Below are 15,872 nucleotides of genomic sequence, written 5' to 3' on the forward strand. Positions count from 1 at the left end.
CGATCCATATTATCACAGTTCAATCGATAGTGAACCGGGATTATCTGTGAGGAACCGCCTAAGGCCTGCTCCCAGGGTCCCAGGCGGACAGCCCATTCCACACCCAGAGGTGACCTCGATGTCCTCCATTCTTCTCGTAACCGGCAGCACGCGCGGCGACGATTCGCTCTCCAACAAGATCGCCCGCCAGCTCGCCGACGACCTGTCCGCCAAGGCCGGGGGCGCCGCCGTCGTCGAACGCGGCCTCGCCCGCGAGCCCCTGCCCCATATCGGCGCCGACTTCTCCTCGGCCATCCGCCTGCAGCCGGAAGACCGCACGCCCGCCCAGGCCGAAGCCATCGCCGTCTCCGATGCCGCGGTTGACGAACTGCTCGCCGCCGACACGATCATCATTTCGACCGGCTTCATCAATTTCGGCATTTCGTCGATCGTCAAATCCTGGATCGACCACGTCGCCCGCTCCGGCCGGACCTTCCGCTACAGCGAAAACGGTCCCGTCGGTCTTGCCACCGGCAAGAAGGCCTATCTGGTGATCGCTTCGGGCGGCATCTACTCCTCCGGCCCGGGTACGACGCTGGACTTCGCCGAACCTTATCTGCGGTCTGTTCTGGCCTTCCTCGGCATCACCGACGTCGAGACGATCCGCATCGAAGGCGTCGCCTACGGCCCGGAAGCCGCCGAAAAGGCGATCTCCGCGGCGGAAGAAAAGGCGCGTGAACTGGCCCGCGCCGCCTAAGAAATGTTCCCTGCCGGCCGCCCGACCACCCGGTTGCGGCCGGCATTCTTGGCCTTGTAGAGCCGCTCGTCGGCTTCGGCCAGGAGGGCGTTGAAGCTGCCGCCATCCTCCGGGGCGGTGGCCACGCCGAGGCTCACGGTCACCGCCTCGCCCGCCATGTTGCGGATCCGGTCGCTGATGTGCCGGCACACCTGGCCGCTGCGCTCCAGCGCTTCCTCGTGGCCGGCAAGCGGCAGGAGGATGACGAATTCCTCGCCGCCATAGCGGAACAGATGGTCGTCCCCGCCGATCCCCTCCTGCAGGGCCGTGGCGATCTCGCGCAGCAGGTCGTCGCCGCTCAGATGTCCGAACCGGTCGTTGATCGACTTGAAGTGGTCGACATCGACGATCACCAGGCTGATCGGCGTATTCGCACGCAGTGCTTCGCGCACCAGCCGGGGAACCTCGATTTCCATGCGGCTGCGGTCGTAGACGCCGGTCAGCACGTCGCGCCCGGTGCGCGCCAAAAGGTCCTCGTAGCGCTCGCGGAAGGTCAGGTCGCTGAACACATCGCCGATCGGCCGGCGCGAATGCAGCGCGCCATTGCCGCGAAAGACGAATTGGTAGAGGGCAAACAGGCCGGAATAGAGTGCGGCTGCCGCCATCTTGGCCTTCCAGCCGCCCCAGAAGACGGCGGCCGGCGCGTCATAGAGATGCCGCAGCAAGGCAAAGAAGCCGAGCTGGTCGAAGCTCAGCATCACGACGCCGCTCAGCGTGAAACGCAGGATCGTCCAGCGCGGCAGGAATTTGCCGAGCCGCTCGTAGAGCAGAATGATTCCCAGCGCGTCGATGTAAAGCAGCGTCGTGCCCCAGAGCATCAGCAGGCCCATGTCGCTGAGGAAGCCCATGTCGGCGACCTGGCCGGGCGCCGGCTCGACGGTCTGGTGCAGCATCAGCAGCTGGGCGATCACCAGCGTCACCAGATTGCCGAGGAACAGGCCATAGATCGGCTGACGCACCGTCGAGGCGTCTTCCTGGATGTAGAGCATCAGGATCATCATCAGCTTGCCGGCGAAGAACACCGAGGAGCCGGGCGACACCACACCGAAGGGCAGCGACACGTAGAAGACGGCGGCGAGATAGGTCTCGACGAAGTGCATCACCCCGAGTGCCGTCAGGAAGACGCCGAGGCCGATGCGGTGGCGAAGATGCAGGAGTGCCGTCATCAGAGCGAAATAGAGGACCGCCTCGCAGACGAACAGGATGAGGTTCCAGCTTTCGGTCATTTCAAACCACCACCCTGTCCCTTGCCCGAGACGCTGTCATTTCTGCTATCCGACCGGCGGAGCCGGTGAGCACGGCGGCGACGGACGCCGGCACTTTCTCGGCGATCTCGCTGAGTGCCATGGGCTTGCCAAGCAGATAGCCCTGCAATTCGTCGCAGCCCGAGCGCGCCAGGAACAGGGCCTGTTCGATGGTCTCCACGCCCTCCGCCACGACCCGCATGCCGAGTCGGGTGCCAAGGTCGATGATCGCATGAACGATCGCCGCCGCGCTCTCGTCCTCGCCGAGATTGCTGACGAAACTGCGGTCGATCTTGATTGCGTCGAAGGGGTAGCGGCTGAGGTAGCTCAGCGACGAATAGCCGGTGCCGAAATCGTCAAGCGCGATGGAAAACCCGTCACGCTTCAGTTCGGTGAGCAGTTGCAGGGCGCGGCGGTCGTCGTCGATCAGCACGTTCTCGGTGATCTCCAGCTCCAGCCGGCTCGGATCGATCCCGGCGGCGCGGACGATCTCGCCGAGCCGGCGCTGGAAGCCGCCATGGCGGAACTGCAGGGGGCTGACATTGATCGACAGGCGCTCGACCGACGTTTCGGCGAGGATCCGGCAGGCCTCGTGAATGACCCATTCGCCGAGCGCGATGATCCGGCCGGAAACCTCGGCCACGGGAATGAAGTCGCCCGGGCTGATCAGCCCGCGCTCGGGATGGTGCCAGCGGATCAGCGCCTCGTAGGAATCGATGCGGGCGGTCTGTGCCGTGACGCGCGGCTGCAGGAACAGTTCGTATTCGTTGCCCGCCAGCGCCGCATCCATGTCGATTTCCAGCGCACGCCGCTTCTCGATCAGCTCGTTCATGCCGGCCTTGAACAGCTTGAAGGTATTCCGCCCGGAATTCTTCGCATGATAGAGGGCGATGTCGGCGCGGCCGACCAGCTCCTCCGCACTTTCGGCGTGCTCCGGACACACAGCCGCACCAATGCTGACCCCGCATTTCACCCGCTCGCCGCCGTCGATCTCGAAGGGGGTGCGAAAGGCCTGCACCAGCCGACGGCAGATATCCTCGACCTGGGCGTGAAAATTGACATTCGACAGGATGAGCGCGAATTCGTCGCCGCCGAGCCGCGCCGCCACATCGTGGCGGCCGAGGATCGCCTGCAGCCGGCGCGCCGTCTCGCGGATCACCGCGTCGCCCGCCGGATGGCCGTGCACATCGTTGATGTCCTTGAAATGGTCCAGATCGACCATGACGACCGCGCAGCCCCTGCCCATCGGCGCCGTCAGCACGCTCTCCGCCAGCTTCTCGTTGAACAGCGCCCGGTTCGGCAGGCCGGTCAGCGGATCATGCAGCGCCAGATAGCGGATATGGCTTTCGGCCAGCTTGCGCTCGCGCAGGTCGACCAGGCAACCGATCCGCATCGACTTGCCGCGATAGACGATCTCGCGGCCCCGCGCCTCGATCGGCACGAGCTCGCCGTCGGCGCGCCGCAGCATGATCTCCCGGTTGAGGTCGGCGCCGCCGGTCACCACGTGGTCGAGCACGGCCATGTCCGGCTCGGGGAGGAAATCGTAGATGGAGCGCCCGAGCAGCTCCGCCAACGGTACGCCCGCCAGTTCGCCGAGCTGCTGGTTGCCGTCGACGATGATGCCGCCGTCATGGATGACGATCGCCTCGAAGGTGGCATTGGCGAGCGCGGTGACGCGTTCGGCCTCCTCATGGTCGCGCTTCAGCGAGCGAAGCTCCTCGCGCGCCTTTTCCTCAGCAGCGATATTGTCCATCAGCCGGTTGAACAGGCCGGTCAGCTTTTCCGCCTCGTCACCCGCCACCACCGGCAGGCGATGCCGCAGATCGGCGGTGCCGCCGACAAGGTCGGCGAGGGCCTGTTCGACATGACCGACGCCGAGCCGGCTGCCATGCTCCGAGACGTTGAGGCCGATTTCCTCGACCTCCGCCGCCACGCGAATGCGCATGACCCGGTCCAGCGCGGCGAAGAACAGGTAACCGAGCCCGAAGGACCAGTAGAAATTGAGGCCGGCGCCGAACACCTGGATATAGAGCTGGTCGAAACGCGAGCCGGCCGGCAGCCGCTCGACGGGGGCCAGAAGCGCCAGCAGCAGCGTGCCGGCGACACCGGCAAAGGCGTGCACGCCGATCGCCCCCACCGCGTCGTCGATCTTCAGTCGTCGTTCCAGCAGGTCGTTTCCGGCGATCGCGACGAGGCCACCGATCGCGCCGATCAGCAGCGCCCCGCCCGGTTCGAGGATGTGGCAGCCGGCCGTCACCGCGACCAGCCCGCCCAGCATGCCCGACAGCGACTTCTCCGGCAGCACCACGCCGTCCTGTATATGGCCAAGCACATAGCCGACACAGGTGCCGATGCCGCCGGCGAGCACCGTATTGAGGATGATCGGCGCGACGTCGGCCGTGGCATGCAGCGTGGAGCCGCCATTGAAGCCGATCCAGCCGAAGAACAGCAGCAGCGCGCCGGTGGTGGAGAGCACCGGGCTGTGGCCGGCGATCCGCACCGGACGCCCGTTTTCGTCATAGCGCCCGAGGCGCGGTCCGATGACGATGCAGGCGGCAAGCGAAATCCACCCGCCGGTGGAATGCACCACGGTTGAGCCGGCGAAATCGACGAAGCCGAGATTGCCGAGGAAGGCGCCGGAATTGGGTGCCAGCGCCGCGCCCCAGACCCAGTGGACGAAGGTCGGATAGATCAGCGCCGACAGCACCAGCGAGCCGATGACATAGGCCACGAGCTTCATGCGCTCGGCCACGGCGCCTGAGACGATCGTCGCGGCCGTGCCGCAGAACATCACCTGGAAGACAAAGAAACCCGCCTCCCACTCGTCGAGCGAGCGCAGCAGGAAATAGTCGCCGTCAATGCCGATCGGCAACCAGGACGATGCACCGAAGGCGATCATGAAGCCGACCGCGGCAAAGGCGACGACGCCGAAGACGAAGTCGAGCAGGTTCTTCTGGGCAACGTTGATCGAGTTCTTCGAGCGCACCATGCCGGCTTCGAGCAGCAGGAATCCGACCTGCATCATCATCACGAGCGCGGCGGCGGTCATTACCCAGACGAGGTCGACGCTGTGCACCGTGGCAAAGGCGGCGGCGTCTTCCGCCTGCGCGCCACCCGGGAGGGACAGGCAGGCCGCCGCGCCCACAAAGGGCCGCAGCCATCCGGACCCAAACGGTCGAAGGCGCCTCAAATAACGAAACACTGGGAAATCCCGAAATTATGCACTGCACCATAGAAGCCAAAATCACTTAACAATCGGTGATCGCTTTAACGGACTTTTCAGCATGTCGGGCGTGTGGGAGAGGCGCGCAACGCGCCTCTCGGGCGCGTCAGACGTTGCGCGACTTGGCGCCGTCGGAAAACAGCGCCGCACCGTTCTGGTCGATGATCTGGCGCGCCTTGCGGAAGGTGCATTCCAGAGCATCCTGTTCCGAGGTGAACACGTCGGCGCGGATGAAGATGCGCTCCAGCGTCTCGCCGTTCACCTGCTTTTCGATGCGCCCGGCAAGCCTCAGCTGGCTGCCTTCGCGGATCGGGCTGGCATGGATCACGCAGTCCTGGTGGACCTGCGGCTCGGCCGTCGGACCGGCGGAAGCCTTCTGCGGCTTGGCGCCGCCGGAAAAGAGCGAGAAGAGGCTGGACAAGATGGACATGGCGCCTGCCTAGCACAGGCGCGCCGAAGACAGAAGCCCCTGCCGCCATTCGGTCGCGGAAATGACCCAATCGCCCCTCACCCTCCGCGGCAAAAAGGGAGAGCTCATGATCCGCCGCATCCTCGTCGCCCTGGTCGTCTTCGCCGCCATCGTCTGGCTGATGAACACCAGCCTGTTCAGCCGCTTTCCCGAGGGCAGCGGACCGCGGGTGATCGCCCATCGCGGCCAGCATCAGGTCTACGACCGCACCGGGCTCGACAACGAAACCTGCACCGCGACCCGAATCGGGCCGCCCTCGCATCCCTATCTCGAAAACACGTTGGCCTCGATGCAGGCCGCCTTTTCCGCCGGCGCCGCCGTGGTCGAGCTCGACGTGCACCTGACGCCGGACGGCAAGTTCGCCGTATTCCACGACTGGACCCTCGACTGCCGAACCGACCTTGCCGGGGTCACCGAAAACACGCCCTTTGCCGAACTGACCAAGGCCGACATCGGTTACGGCTACACCGCCGACGGCGGCCAGACCTTCCCCTTCCGCGGCAAGGGCGTCGGCCTGATGCCGGAACTCGACCAGGTGTTCCAGGCCTTCCCGGACAAGCGCTTCCTTGTCAACTTCAAGAGCGAACGCGCCGAGGAAGGCACGGAACTCGCAGCCCGGCTTTCGCGCGATCCGAAGGCGCTTGCCACCGTCTTCGGGGTCTATGGCGGCGGTCGCCCGACGGACGAGACGCTCAACGCCCTGCCCGCCCTTCGCGGCTATACCAGGACGTCGGCCAAGGAGTGCCTGCTGTCCTATCTCGCCACCGGCTGGTCGGGCCATGTGCCGGCGAGCTGCCGCAACCGGCTGCTGCCGGTGCCGGTCAATTATGCGCCGCTTCTGTGGGGCTGGCCGGTGCGTTTCGTCGAGCGCATGCAGGCGGCCGGAACGGACGTCATCCTGCTCGGGCCCTACGGCAAGGACGACCCGGGCTCGGCCGGGATCGACAGTCTCGAAGAGTGGAAGGACGTGCCGAGGAATTTTCCCGGCCTGGTGTGGACCAACCGGATCGAAAACGCCCGCGAATGGGCGGAGGCTTCCGGCGCCGGCCCGATCAGATGATCAGGTTGGCGAGGATCTCGTTTTCGGTGATGTCCTCGTAACCGAGGCCGGCGGCCTCGAACCGGCCGAAGAGATCGGCGAAGCTCTTGCGGTCCCGCGTCTCGATGCCGATCAGGATCGAGCCGAAATTGCGCGCCGACTTCTTCAGGTATTCGAAGCGGGCGATATCGTCGTCGGGGCCGAGCAGGTTGAGGAAGTCGCGGAGCGCACCCGGGCGCTGCGGCAGGCGCAGGATGAAATATTTCTTCAGGCCGGCATGGCGCATGGCGCGCTCCTTGACGTCCGGCAGCCGCTCGAAGTCGAAATTGCCGCCGCTGACCACGGCGACCACCGTCTTGCCCTCAAGATTGTCCCGGCCCAGCCGGTCGAGCGCCGCGATCGACAGCGCCCCCGCCGGCTCCAGCACCACGCCCTCGACGTTCAGCATCTCGGTGATCGTCACGCAGACGGCGTTTTCCGCGATGATCATCACCTGGTCTGCGGAAAAATGCTTCAGCGCCGCGAAATTGAGATCGCCGATGCGGGCGACGGCGGCGCCGTCGATGAAATTGTCGACCTTGGGCAGCGTCACGATCTGGCCGGCCTCGAGGCTTTTCTTCAGGCTCGGCGCGCCGGCCGGTTCGGCAAACAGGAAAGCTTGCGGCGGCAGCCGGTCGGCGAGATAGCCGGTGAGACCGGCGGACAGACCGCCACCGCCGACGGGGACCACGACGAGATCGGGCGTCACGCCCTCCGGCAACTGGTCGACGATCTCGGCCGCCACGGTCGCCTGCCCCTCGATGATGTCGGCATGATCGAAGGGCGGCACCATGAAGCCGCCGATCGCCTCGACATGCTCGCGAGCCGCCGCATAGCACTGGTCGAAAATGTCGCCGAACAGGCGGATGGTGATGAATTCGCCGCCGAAGGTGCGGGTCTTGTCGATCTTCTGCTGCGGCGTCGTCACCGGCATGAAGACCACGCCCTGCACGCCGAAATGGCGGCAGGCGAAGGCAAAACCCTGGGCATGATTGCCGGCCGAGGCGCAGACGAAGGTCTTTTCCCCCGTCCCGTCGGCGACGACCTTGCGCAGGAAGTTGAAGGCGCCGCGGATCTTGTAGGAGCGGACCGGCGTCAGGTCCTCGCGTTTGAGGTAGACTTGCGCGCCGTAGCGGGCGCTCAGATGTTCGTTGAGCTGCAGCGGGGTCGCGGGGAAAAGCTCCCGCAGAGCATCGACCGCAGCCTCTACGTCCATCTTCGTCACGTCGTCCATCCGTTGAATTTTGATCTCGCTCCCGCTATGGCATAGAGACGTGGCGGAGACAAAGCTTCTTTGCGCGGTAAACAAACCGGGACATTTCCTTGAACGCCAGCCTCCTCCGTTCGGTCGTCTATATCGCCGCTCTCTGCGGTCTTTATCTTTCGACAGCAATGCTCGTCCCGGCCATGGTCGACCTTTATTACGGTCACTCTGACTGGCGGGTCTTCGCCACCTGCGCCTTCATGGTCGGCGGACTGTCGCTGATGGCGGCCATGGCAACGCGCGGGCCACCACCCACCTTCAGCAAGCGGCTCGGCTTCCTGCTGGTCAACGTGCTGTGGGCGGTCTTTTCCGTCGTCGGTGCAATTCCGTTCATGTTTTCCCAATCCAGCCTCACCTTCGCCCAGGCATTGTTCGAATCGATTTCCGGCATCACCACCACCGGCTCGACAGTCATCGTCGGGCTGGACCATATGCCGCCCGGACTGTTGATGTGGCGTTCCCTGCTGTGCTGGCTCGGCGGTATCGGCATCGTCGCGCTCGGGCTCTTCGTCCTGCCCTTCCTGCGCGTCGGCGGCATGTCCTTCTTCAAGATGGAATCGTCCGACACCAACGACAAGCCGTTTGCCCGGCTCGCCACGTTTACGCGTGCTTTCATCGCAATTTATGTGGGCATCACCCTATCCGCGACCGTAGCCTATGACTTTGCCGGGATGGGGCATTTCGACGCCATCAACCACGCCATGACCACCGTTGCCACGGCGGGCTATTCGACGCACGACGCATCCTTCGGCTTCTTTCAGAGCAATACGCTGCTGTGGGTCTCGACCTTCTTCATGACGATCTCTTGCCTGCCGTTCTCGATCCTGATCGTCTTCGTCGTGCGCGGCCGGCTGGATGCCCTGCGCGATCCGCAGATCGGCGTGTTCCTCGCCTATCTCACGGCAATCGCCATGTCCGTCGCCGTCTATCACCATCTTCGCAACGGCACGGCGCTGGACGACGCCCTGGCGCACAGCTTCTTCAACTTCACATCGCTCATTTCCACAGCCGGCTTCACCAGCATCGACTACACGCTGTGGGGACCCTTCGCGACCATGGCGGCGCTGTTTGCCACCTTCCTCGGCGGATGCTCCGGTTCGACCGCCGGCGGCATCAAGGCCTATCGCTTCGTCATCATCTTCAGCGTCATCAACACGGGGCTGAAACGCCTGATCTACCCGAACGCCGTCTATTCGGTGCGCTACGGCAAACAGACGGTCGATCAGGAGACGGTCCGCGTCGTCTTTCTGTTCTTCTCCGCCTATGTCTTCCTGTGGGTGCTCGGAAGCATCGCCATGACCCTCTTCGGCTACGACATCGAGACAGCCATGTCGGCCGTCGTGACGTGCCTTTCCAACGTCGGCCCCGGCATCGGCCCCATCATCGGCCCGGTCGGCAACTTCTCGACGCTCAACGAGCCGGCGCTCTATCTCCTGTCGCTGATGATGCTGCTCGGCCGCCTCGAAGTCCTCTCGGTGCTCGTGCTGCTGATGCCGATTTTCTGGCGGACCTGACGAGACCGCTTGACGACTCTCCCCAATTTTTCAGAGTGTGCTCATAAGGGCTGAAAAGGGGGACGCGATGCAGGGACGGGCCGCAATCATGGGCAAACGGATAACCGCAGCACTTCTCGCCGCCGCATTGGCGGCCGTATCCGCTGCAACCGCGGCCAGGGCCGGTCCGCTTCTCGATGCGGCCCGCGAGGCGGAAAGCAAGGCCGCCGCAGGCGATGCGGTTGGCGCCTATGACACGATCCGCGACGCCTTCGGCGCCTTTTCCATGACGCTGCCGTTCAGCGTCGGCAAGGCGCTGTTCGTCACCGAAAAGCCGAAGGCCTACGGCGCCTATGCGGCCAAGCCGGATGCGGTATTCAAGCCGGGCGAGGTGCTGATCACCTATGTCGAACTGATCGGGCTCAACTGGAAGCCGATGGGCGACGGGCTGGAAGAATCCAGTTTCAGCGTCGATTTCGAGATCTCCGAAGCCGGCGGCAAGGTTCTCGCCAGCCAGAAGAAGTTCGGCGAGTTCACCTTCACCGGCCTCAAGCGCAACCAGGAGATCTTCACCCACCTGACGCTCGACATCACCGGTGCCGAACCCGGCGATTATGTGCTGAAATACACGATCAACGACAATGTCAGCAGCCACTTCACCTCGTTCGAACAGACCTTCACGGTGAAGGAAAAATAGCGCGAGGCTGGTGCGTACCGACTATCGGGAGCACCAGCGGTGCGAACTCCGGTAGCCGCACTACCAATCGAAACGTCATCCGCAAAAGTCGATGCGGTTCAGTCGGCCATTGTCAGGCGCCGTCCGCCGCAGCTCCGCCTCACGGCGCGCTGAAATGGCTGATCAGGCGCGCGCGCATGCTGTCCATCGATGGCTCCGGGGCTTGCGGGTCCGGGGTCATGCCCATCGCAAAGCCATCCGATCGGAAACCTTCAACGAGCGCGGCATCCCTGCTGACGATATGGATCGGGACCGCGCGCGAGGCATCTGGCCCGGTGACGAGGGCGGCAGGCTGGTGATCGCCGAGAACAACGAAGACGGCGTCGCGGCCGAAACGGGCGATGTAGTCCCCCAGCGTCTCCAGGGTGTAGTCAATGGTCTCGACATATTGTCGGCGGACGCGATCATGATCGGCCCAGACCACCTGCGGCGAGTCGCCGCTTTCGGCCTGGTCGTTGAAAACAGTGCCGTCACCCACAGCCCCCCAATCGATCAGCTTCGGCACCGGCGTCCATGGCGCATGGCTGGAAATAAGGGCGATCTCGGCCATCACGGGCTTGCCGTCATTGCCGGCCGGTCCACGGGCGAGACGTTCGAAGGCCAGGAGCGTATACTGATCCGGCATGGTCACCCAGTTGAAGGGCTTGCCGAGATAGCCGAGATCTTTCGCCGCGAGAATCTGATCATATCCGAAATAGGCGGCCTCCGGCCAATCCATGGTGATGGCGGGCATGACCGCGGCGGTCCGCCATCCCGCCTCGCGAAAGAGCCGGTTGAGGCTCGCCCGGTCGCTGTCCATCAAAAGGTCGTAGCGCGCCTGGCTGTCGACCCACAGGCCCGACAACAGCGTGCCGTGGGCAAGCCAGCTGAGGCCCCCGACGGTCGGGGAGCGTGTCCAGCCGCTGGCAGCAGAGAAACCGGCCGCCTGCAACTGCCGTTCGACGCTGTTGAGGCGCGGCTTGATCAGTCCACCATAGCGCGGATCCTCGATGGCGTTTCGCCCGTAGGATTCGACGAAGACGAGGATCACGTCGCGTCCCCTGATGCGGGCGAAGAGATCGTCGCCGCCGACATGTGCCGTATCGGCTGCGAGTTCTCCTTCGAAGGCCCTGATCTCGGCGACCGAGCGGATCACGAGGGAAAGTCGCTCACCGAGATAGGGAGCCACCCGCAAACCGGCGATATCCCCCAGCCCAGCCTGCGAGCCGGTCGCCAGCAGGCCCAGACCAAGGGCGAGGATGATCGCAGAGCCGGCGACGGCTGCTCGACGGGCCTGCCGACCAAACCGGGTCATCCGAATGCAGGCCCACCAGAATGCGCCAATCAGCCCGGCCAGGGCTCCCACAGCCAAGCCGATCACGGCAACCGCGCCAAGCGTGCCGACCGCCCCGGAGAGCAGATTCCAGCCGTCGAGCAGCATCTTCATGTCGAGATAGGGATTGAAGCGCCGCTGGAAGGCGGAGATCACGCCGATATCCGCGAGTTTGAGAAACAGAAGACAAAAGGCGATGGCCGTGGCAAGAAGCGCGACGGCGACAGCCATCCGCCTCGGCAGCAGCAGCAAGGCGAGCGCGACCAGCGGAACCTCGACCGGCAGGTGCAGAAAGGCCGAAGCATGGAAGGCGCCCGGATCGTCCGGCATCGTGCAGGCGGCAAGGCCGATGACGGCAAAGACCAGGACAGACAGGACGGCCTTCCATCCGCAGACATGCCGGCGTCCATCCTGCGATCCGTATTGCGTCACGCGGCTCTCCTTCCTACAGACTGGACTATGGTTTTGAACGATCGCCGCAAAATGAGACCGCGATGCGCAAGCTGAAGGCATTCACCATCGGCGCCGGCCTCCTGCTCCTGGCGGTCGTCCTTTTCGCGGTTGATCCCGCGGGTGTGATCGAAGCGCTCGGCCGGGTGCCACCGGGATACATTCTGGCGGCCGTGCTGGTGGTCCAGGTGCAGATCGTGCTGTCCGCGCTGCGTTGGCGCTTCACCGCCGCCCGGCTCGGTCATCCTATAGCGGTTCCGATCGCGGTCCGCGAATACTATCTCGGCAGTGTCCTGAACCAGACCCTGCCGGGCGGCATCGCCGGCGATGCCACGCGCGTCTACCGCACCAGCCACAGGAATTCCGGCGGATGGAAGCGGGCGGCGACCGCTGTCGTGCTGGAGCGCCTGTCCGGTCAATTCGCCTTTTTCCTGCTGACATGCCTCGGACTGATGGCATGGCCGATCCTGCTTCCCGGGCGGCTGCCGGTCGATCTTGCGCCCGCGATCTGGATCGTGGTGGCCCTTGTTGCGATGATCGGTGGCGCGGTCGCATGGTTCGGCGCGCCGCTCCGGGCTTGGCTTGGCCAATTTGGCCCCGACCTCAAGGCCGCATTCTGGAAGGACGGGGCGCTCGCCGTGCAGGCAGGGCTCAGCGCCCTCATCGTCGCCAGTTATGTCCTGACGTTCCTGATTGCGTCCGATGCGGTCGGCGCGACGCTGCCGCCGATTGCGGCGGTCACCGCGGTGCCGCTCTGCCTGCTGACCATGCTGGTCCCCATCGGCATCGGCGGTTGGGGAACGCGGGAAGCCGCCGCCGCCGCTCTCTGGCCGCTCTTCGGTTTCAGCGGCGCTGAAGGCCTCGCCGCGAGCCTGCTGTATGGCATGTTCTCGCTCGCGGGCACCGCCCTGCCCGGCTTGGTGGTCCTGGCCGGTTCCCTGCTCGGCGGGCTGCGCCGCGGCAAATAGGGCCGGAGCGCGGCTCACGGCTTCAACCGGGCGTAAATGTCGCCGGATCGGCTTTCGGGCGTCAGCGCTGCGAGGTCGCGCAAAACGGCATCGGCATCGGTCCACTCGGCATCGACGAAGCGATGTTTCTCACCGACGACCCGATTGAAACGATAATTGCCGAGATGCCGGAGCCGGTCGATCGCCTCGCGGGCAATCTCGGGCAAGGCGGGAATATATTCGAACGCGATGAGCCCGATCGGCCGGGACAGACCCCGCAATATATCGCTCTCGGCCCCTTCGACGTCGATCTTGCAGAAGGCCGGAAGTCCGTATTTGTCGATCAGCCGGTCGAGCGTCGTCATCGGCAGCCGGATTTCCCTGTCCCAGACCACGTTCTCAAATCCAGCGGCATGGCTGACGCCCTCGATGAAGCGGTCGGATATGGTCGTGACCGTGGGATGGCGGCTTGAAATACGGAGCACCGCCTCGCCTTCGCTGGCGCCGACCGCCACCCGCTCGAAACCCTTCAGTCGTTGGGCCAGATGCATATCGATGATATCGGCGAAAACCGGCTGCGGTTCGACCGCCACGACCGCGGCGCCGAGCGAAAGCAGCGTCCTGCTGCGGCTGCCGACATGGGCGCCGATGTCGAAAACGAGGTCTCCGGGCGCGATCAGTCCACCGTAGAAGCGCCTGAGCTGCCGCCGACGCCATGGCTGGCCATAATAGATCAGCAGCGAGCGGGCGACACCGATCGCAGTGTCGACGCTGTCTGTGGCGCTCATTGGTCGGCCTCCGCCTGGCGAAGGAGGTAGAGGCAATCGACTGCAAAGGAATAGGCAAGCAGCAAGAGCGCAATGGCCGAGAGCCCTGACGAAACAGGCGGCACGATGCCCGGCACAAGCACCAGGCACATCGCTGCAACCTGCACCACGCAGACGAGTTTGCGCCTGAATGACGGCGGTAGCGGCGCCTTCAGGCGCGGCGCCACATATTGCGCCATCACGAAGCCGTAGCGCATCAGACCGATCAGCAGGACCCATGGCCCTGCTTTGCCGAGCAGGAATGCAGCGGTTGACAGACAGAGGATCAGCAGCGCATCGATTTCCATGTCAAAACGCGCACCGAGCACGGACTCATGTTGATAGAAGCGTGCCAGATAGCCATCGACGCCATCGAGCGCGAGGGCCACCAGTACGAGGGCGACGAATGCCCAGGGCGCGCTTTCGACACCCCCCGGCACGCCCGGAAAAAAGACCGCTGCGGCGATCATGCTGACGATTGCGGCACGAACGGCGGTGACCGCGTTGGCGAAGCCGAAGCGCTCGAATCCGTGGTGATGCAATCCGTTGACGACGAGCGCGAAGATGAACAGCAGCAGGACCGACGCCGCGACGATCGCGTCGCGGCCGAGCGACAGGTGGACGGCCGCCAGCCCATAGCCGACAAGTGCTACGGCGAAAATGCTGCCGAGAACGATCAGCGCGCTGGCCCTTAGCGCCGGGGATACTCCCCCGCCCGCGACGGCCGCCTGCGCGACTGATGGTTCCTTCGACAGCATGGTTCACCTACTCCGCGGCAAGAAGGGCCTCGATGTCCAGCATATGGCCGGCACGCGCCTTCTTGGTCAACAGATAGCGGGCGTTCTCGACCGTTGTCTCGCCCGTGAGCGGAACGCGGCTATCCACCTCGACACCGCCCTCGGAAAGGGCGGCGATCTTGGACGGATTATTGGTAAATATCACGACTTTGGCTATGCCGAGCAGGCGCAGCATCGCGATCGCCGCCTCGTAGCGGCGGTGGTCGCTGCCATAGCCGAGTTCGGCATCGGCATCGATCGTGTCCAGCCCGAGATGCTGGTATCCGTAGGCTCGCATCTTCGCGCCGATGCCGGTACCGCGCCCCTCCTGGTCGAGATAGAGGAGCACGCCCCCACCCATCGCCTTCATCTCTGCAAGACCGCTGCGCAATTGGTCGCCGCAATCGCACTTAAGCGAGCCACAGAGATCGCCGGTGATGCACGAGGAGTGGATGCGGATCGGCACCGCGGCGGAGAAATCGGGTTGGCCGACCACGATGGCAACCTGATCCTTCTGCGCCAGACCGCCGCGAAAAACGACGAACTCAGCATTGCCGAGATCGCGAAGCGGAACGCGGGTGCGCACGACGATATTGAATCTCTGCCGCGCTGCGCCGGCGGTCGCAAGGAGCGAGCTTTCAAGGCGGCAGCAGGCGGCGAAGCGGCTTTCGAAGCCATCGATCTCGGCGCACACCATGGCGGGCAGAAGCAGTGCATGTCGCGCGAGTTCTGCGGATAACGTCGTCAACGGATCGGCATTTCGCCAGCACTCCGGCGCTGGCACCTCAAGTCCGTAGGCGAGGCGCGACGCCTCGGCAAACGAGACCCCGTCGAGCGGGACCGAAATGTCGCCGCATGCTCCCGGCAACAGTCGCGCCGCCCGGTGCGAGGTCAGGAGGAGCGAATGCCTGCCTTCAACGGCGGCGGCGAATTGATCGTAGACGGAGGGTGCCACGCTATCGAGCGCCAGAACGGCAAGCCGGTGCGCCCCCTCCCCGACGATGACTGGCCGGCCGAATCGCAATTCGGCGACTGCGCGTTCCACCTGCATCGCAGGCGTGGCAAACTGAAAACCGTGGTCGACAGACGAAGTCATTGCGATTCTCCCAAATGTTCCGCAAGCAGCCTTACGTGTGGAAGCCCAAGCCGGATCATTCAAATTGGCCTTCGTCTGCAGGATTTTCCGACCAACCGCCATGCCAAACCCGGCTCCCCGCACGGAATGACAAGAAATTTGCACGCCCGCGCAATCGCTCCTTGCGGCGTGGCGCGATCAACCGTGATACCGGAACAAACCGG

General features: G+C 64.6%; 13 protein-coding genes. 5 read left to right on the top strand and 8 right to left on the bottom strand.

The window, feature by feature from the left end:
* Positions 1-118 precede the first annotated feature (118 nt).
* Positions 119-736, top strand: coding sequence for an FMN-dependent NADH-azoreductase (locus L867_RS0104840; RefSeq protein ID WP_028735831.1), 618 nt, complete (start codon positions 119-121; stop codon positions 734-736).
* Here the strand turns inward: L867_RS0104840 and L867_RS0104845 are convergent.
* The 3 genes from L867_RS0104845 to L867_RS0104855 all read right to left on the bottom strand — a co-directional run bounded on the left by L867_RS0104845 (position 733) and on the right by L867_RS0104855 (position 5,672).
* The gene (locus L867_RS0104845) at positions 733-2,001 is read right to left on the bottom strand and encodes a GGDEF domain-containing protein (RefSeq protein WP_028735832.1); all 1,269 of its coding nucleotides are present in this window, start codon (positions 1,999-2,001) and stop codon (positions 733-735) included. The two genes, L867_RS0104840 and L867_RS0104845, sit on opposite strands and share 4 nt — an antisense overlap.
* Before the next feature lies 1 nt (position 2,002).
* Positions 2,003-5,164 (bottom strand): ammonium transporter, encoded by a 3,162-nt coding sequence (amt, locus tag L867_RS24605; RefSeq protein WP_232363889.1) that lies wholly within the window; start codon positions 5,162-5,164, stop codon positions 2,003-2,005.
* A gap of 184 nt (positions 5,165-5,348) precedes the next feature.
* Complete coding sequence (locus L867_RS0104855) at positions 5,349-5,672, bottom strand: HlyU family transcriptional regulator (RefSeq protein WP_028735833.1); 324 nt, start codon at positions 5,670-5,672, stop codon at positions 5,349-5,351.
* A 106-nt stretch (positions 5,673-5,778) separates the two neighbouring features.
* Between L867_RS0104855 and L867_RS24610 the strand changes: the two genes are divergently transcribed.
* The gene (locus L867_RS24610) at positions 5,779-6,771 is read left to right on the top strand and encodes a glycerophosphodiester phosphodiesterase family protein (protein WP_051438827.1); all 993 of its coding nucleotides are present in this window, start codon (positions 5,779-5,781) and stop codon (positions 6,769-6,771) included.
* Here the strand turns inward: L867_RS24610 and ilvA are convergent.
* Positions 6,764-8,014 (bottom strand): threonine ammonia-lyase, encoded by a 1,251-nt coding sequence (gene ilvA, locus L867_RS0104865; RefSeq protein ID WP_028735834.1) that lies wholly within the window; start codon positions 8,012-8,014, stop codon positions 6,764-6,766. The genes L867_RS24610 and ilvA overlap by 8 nt on opposite strands.
* Before the next feature lie 98 nt (positions 8,015-8,112).
* Between ilvA and L867_RS0104870 the strand changes: the two genes are divergently transcribed.
* Positions 8,113-9,567 carry a TrkH family potassium uptake protein gene (locus tag L867_RS0104870; protein WP_028735835.1) on the top strand — a complete coding sequence of 485 codons (1,455 nt, stop codon included), beginning with the start codon at positions 8,113-8,115 and terminating at the stop codon, positions 9,565-9,567.
* 88 nt (positions 9,568-9,655) lie between these two features.
* Complete coding sequence (locus L867_RS0104875; protein ID WP_028735836.1) at positions 9,656-10,243, top strand: hypothetical protein; 588 nt, start codon at positions 9,656-9,658, stop codon at positions 10,241-10,243.
* A 139-nt stretch (positions 10,244-10,382) separates the two neighbouring features.
* Here L867_RS0104875 and L867_RS0104880 read toward each other — a convergent pair whose 3' ends face one another.
* Positions 10,383-12,026: an alkaline phosphatase family protein gene (locus tag L867_RS0104880; RefSeq protein ID WP_051438828.1), complete on the bottom strand. Its 1,644-nt coding sequence runs from the start codon at positions 12,024-12,026 to the stop codon at positions 10,383-10,385.
* Positions 12,027-12,088: 62 nt separating this feature from the next.
* Here L867_RS0104880 and L867_RS0104885 point away from each other — a divergent pair, with 62 nt between their 5' ends.
* Entirely contained in the window at positions 12,089-13,012 is a 924-nt protein-coding gene (locus tag L867_RS0104885; protein WP_037172628.1) for a lysylphosphatidylglycerol synthase transmembrane domain-containing protein, read from the top strand.
* 14 nt (positions 13,013-13,026) lie between these two features.
* Here the strand turns inward: L867_RS0104885 and L867_RS0104890 are convergent, their stop codons facing one another.
* The 3 genes from L867_RS0104890 to ribA are packed head-to-tail and all read right to left on the bottom strand — an operon-like array spanning position 13,027 to position 15,771.
* Positions 13,027-13,779, bottom strand: a complete 753-nt coding sequence (locus tag L867_RS0104890; protein WP_028735839.1) for an FkbM family methyltransferase — start codon at positions 13,777-13,779, stop codon at positions 13,027-13,029.
* Complete coding sequence (locus L867_RS0104895) at positions 13,776-14,555, bottom strand: CDP-alcohol phosphatidyltransferase family protein (protein WP_028735840.1); 780 nt, start codon at positions 14,553-14,555, stop codon at positions 13,776-13,778. The genes L867_RS0104890 and L867_RS0104895 overlap by 4 nt, the downstream gene beginning before the upstream one ends.
* 7 nt (positions 14,556-14,562) lie before the next feature.
* Positions 14,563-15,771 carry a GTP cyclohydrolase II RibA gene (ribA, locus tag L867_RS0104900; RefSeq protein WP_232363890.1) on the bottom strand — a complete coding sequence of 403 codons (1,209 nt, stop codon included), beginning with the start codon at positions 15,769-15,771 and terminating at the stop codon, positions 14,563-14,565.
* Between the last annotated feature and the right edge of the window lie 101 nt (positions 15,772-15,872).

The sequence above is a fragment of the Paenirhizobium selenitireducens ATCC BAA-1503 genome (assembly GCF_000518785.1).
In the GTDB taxonomy this organism is placed as follows: Bacteria; Pseudomonadota; Alphaproteobacteria; order Rhizobiales; family Rhizobiaceae; genus Allorhizobium; species Allorhizobium selenitireducens.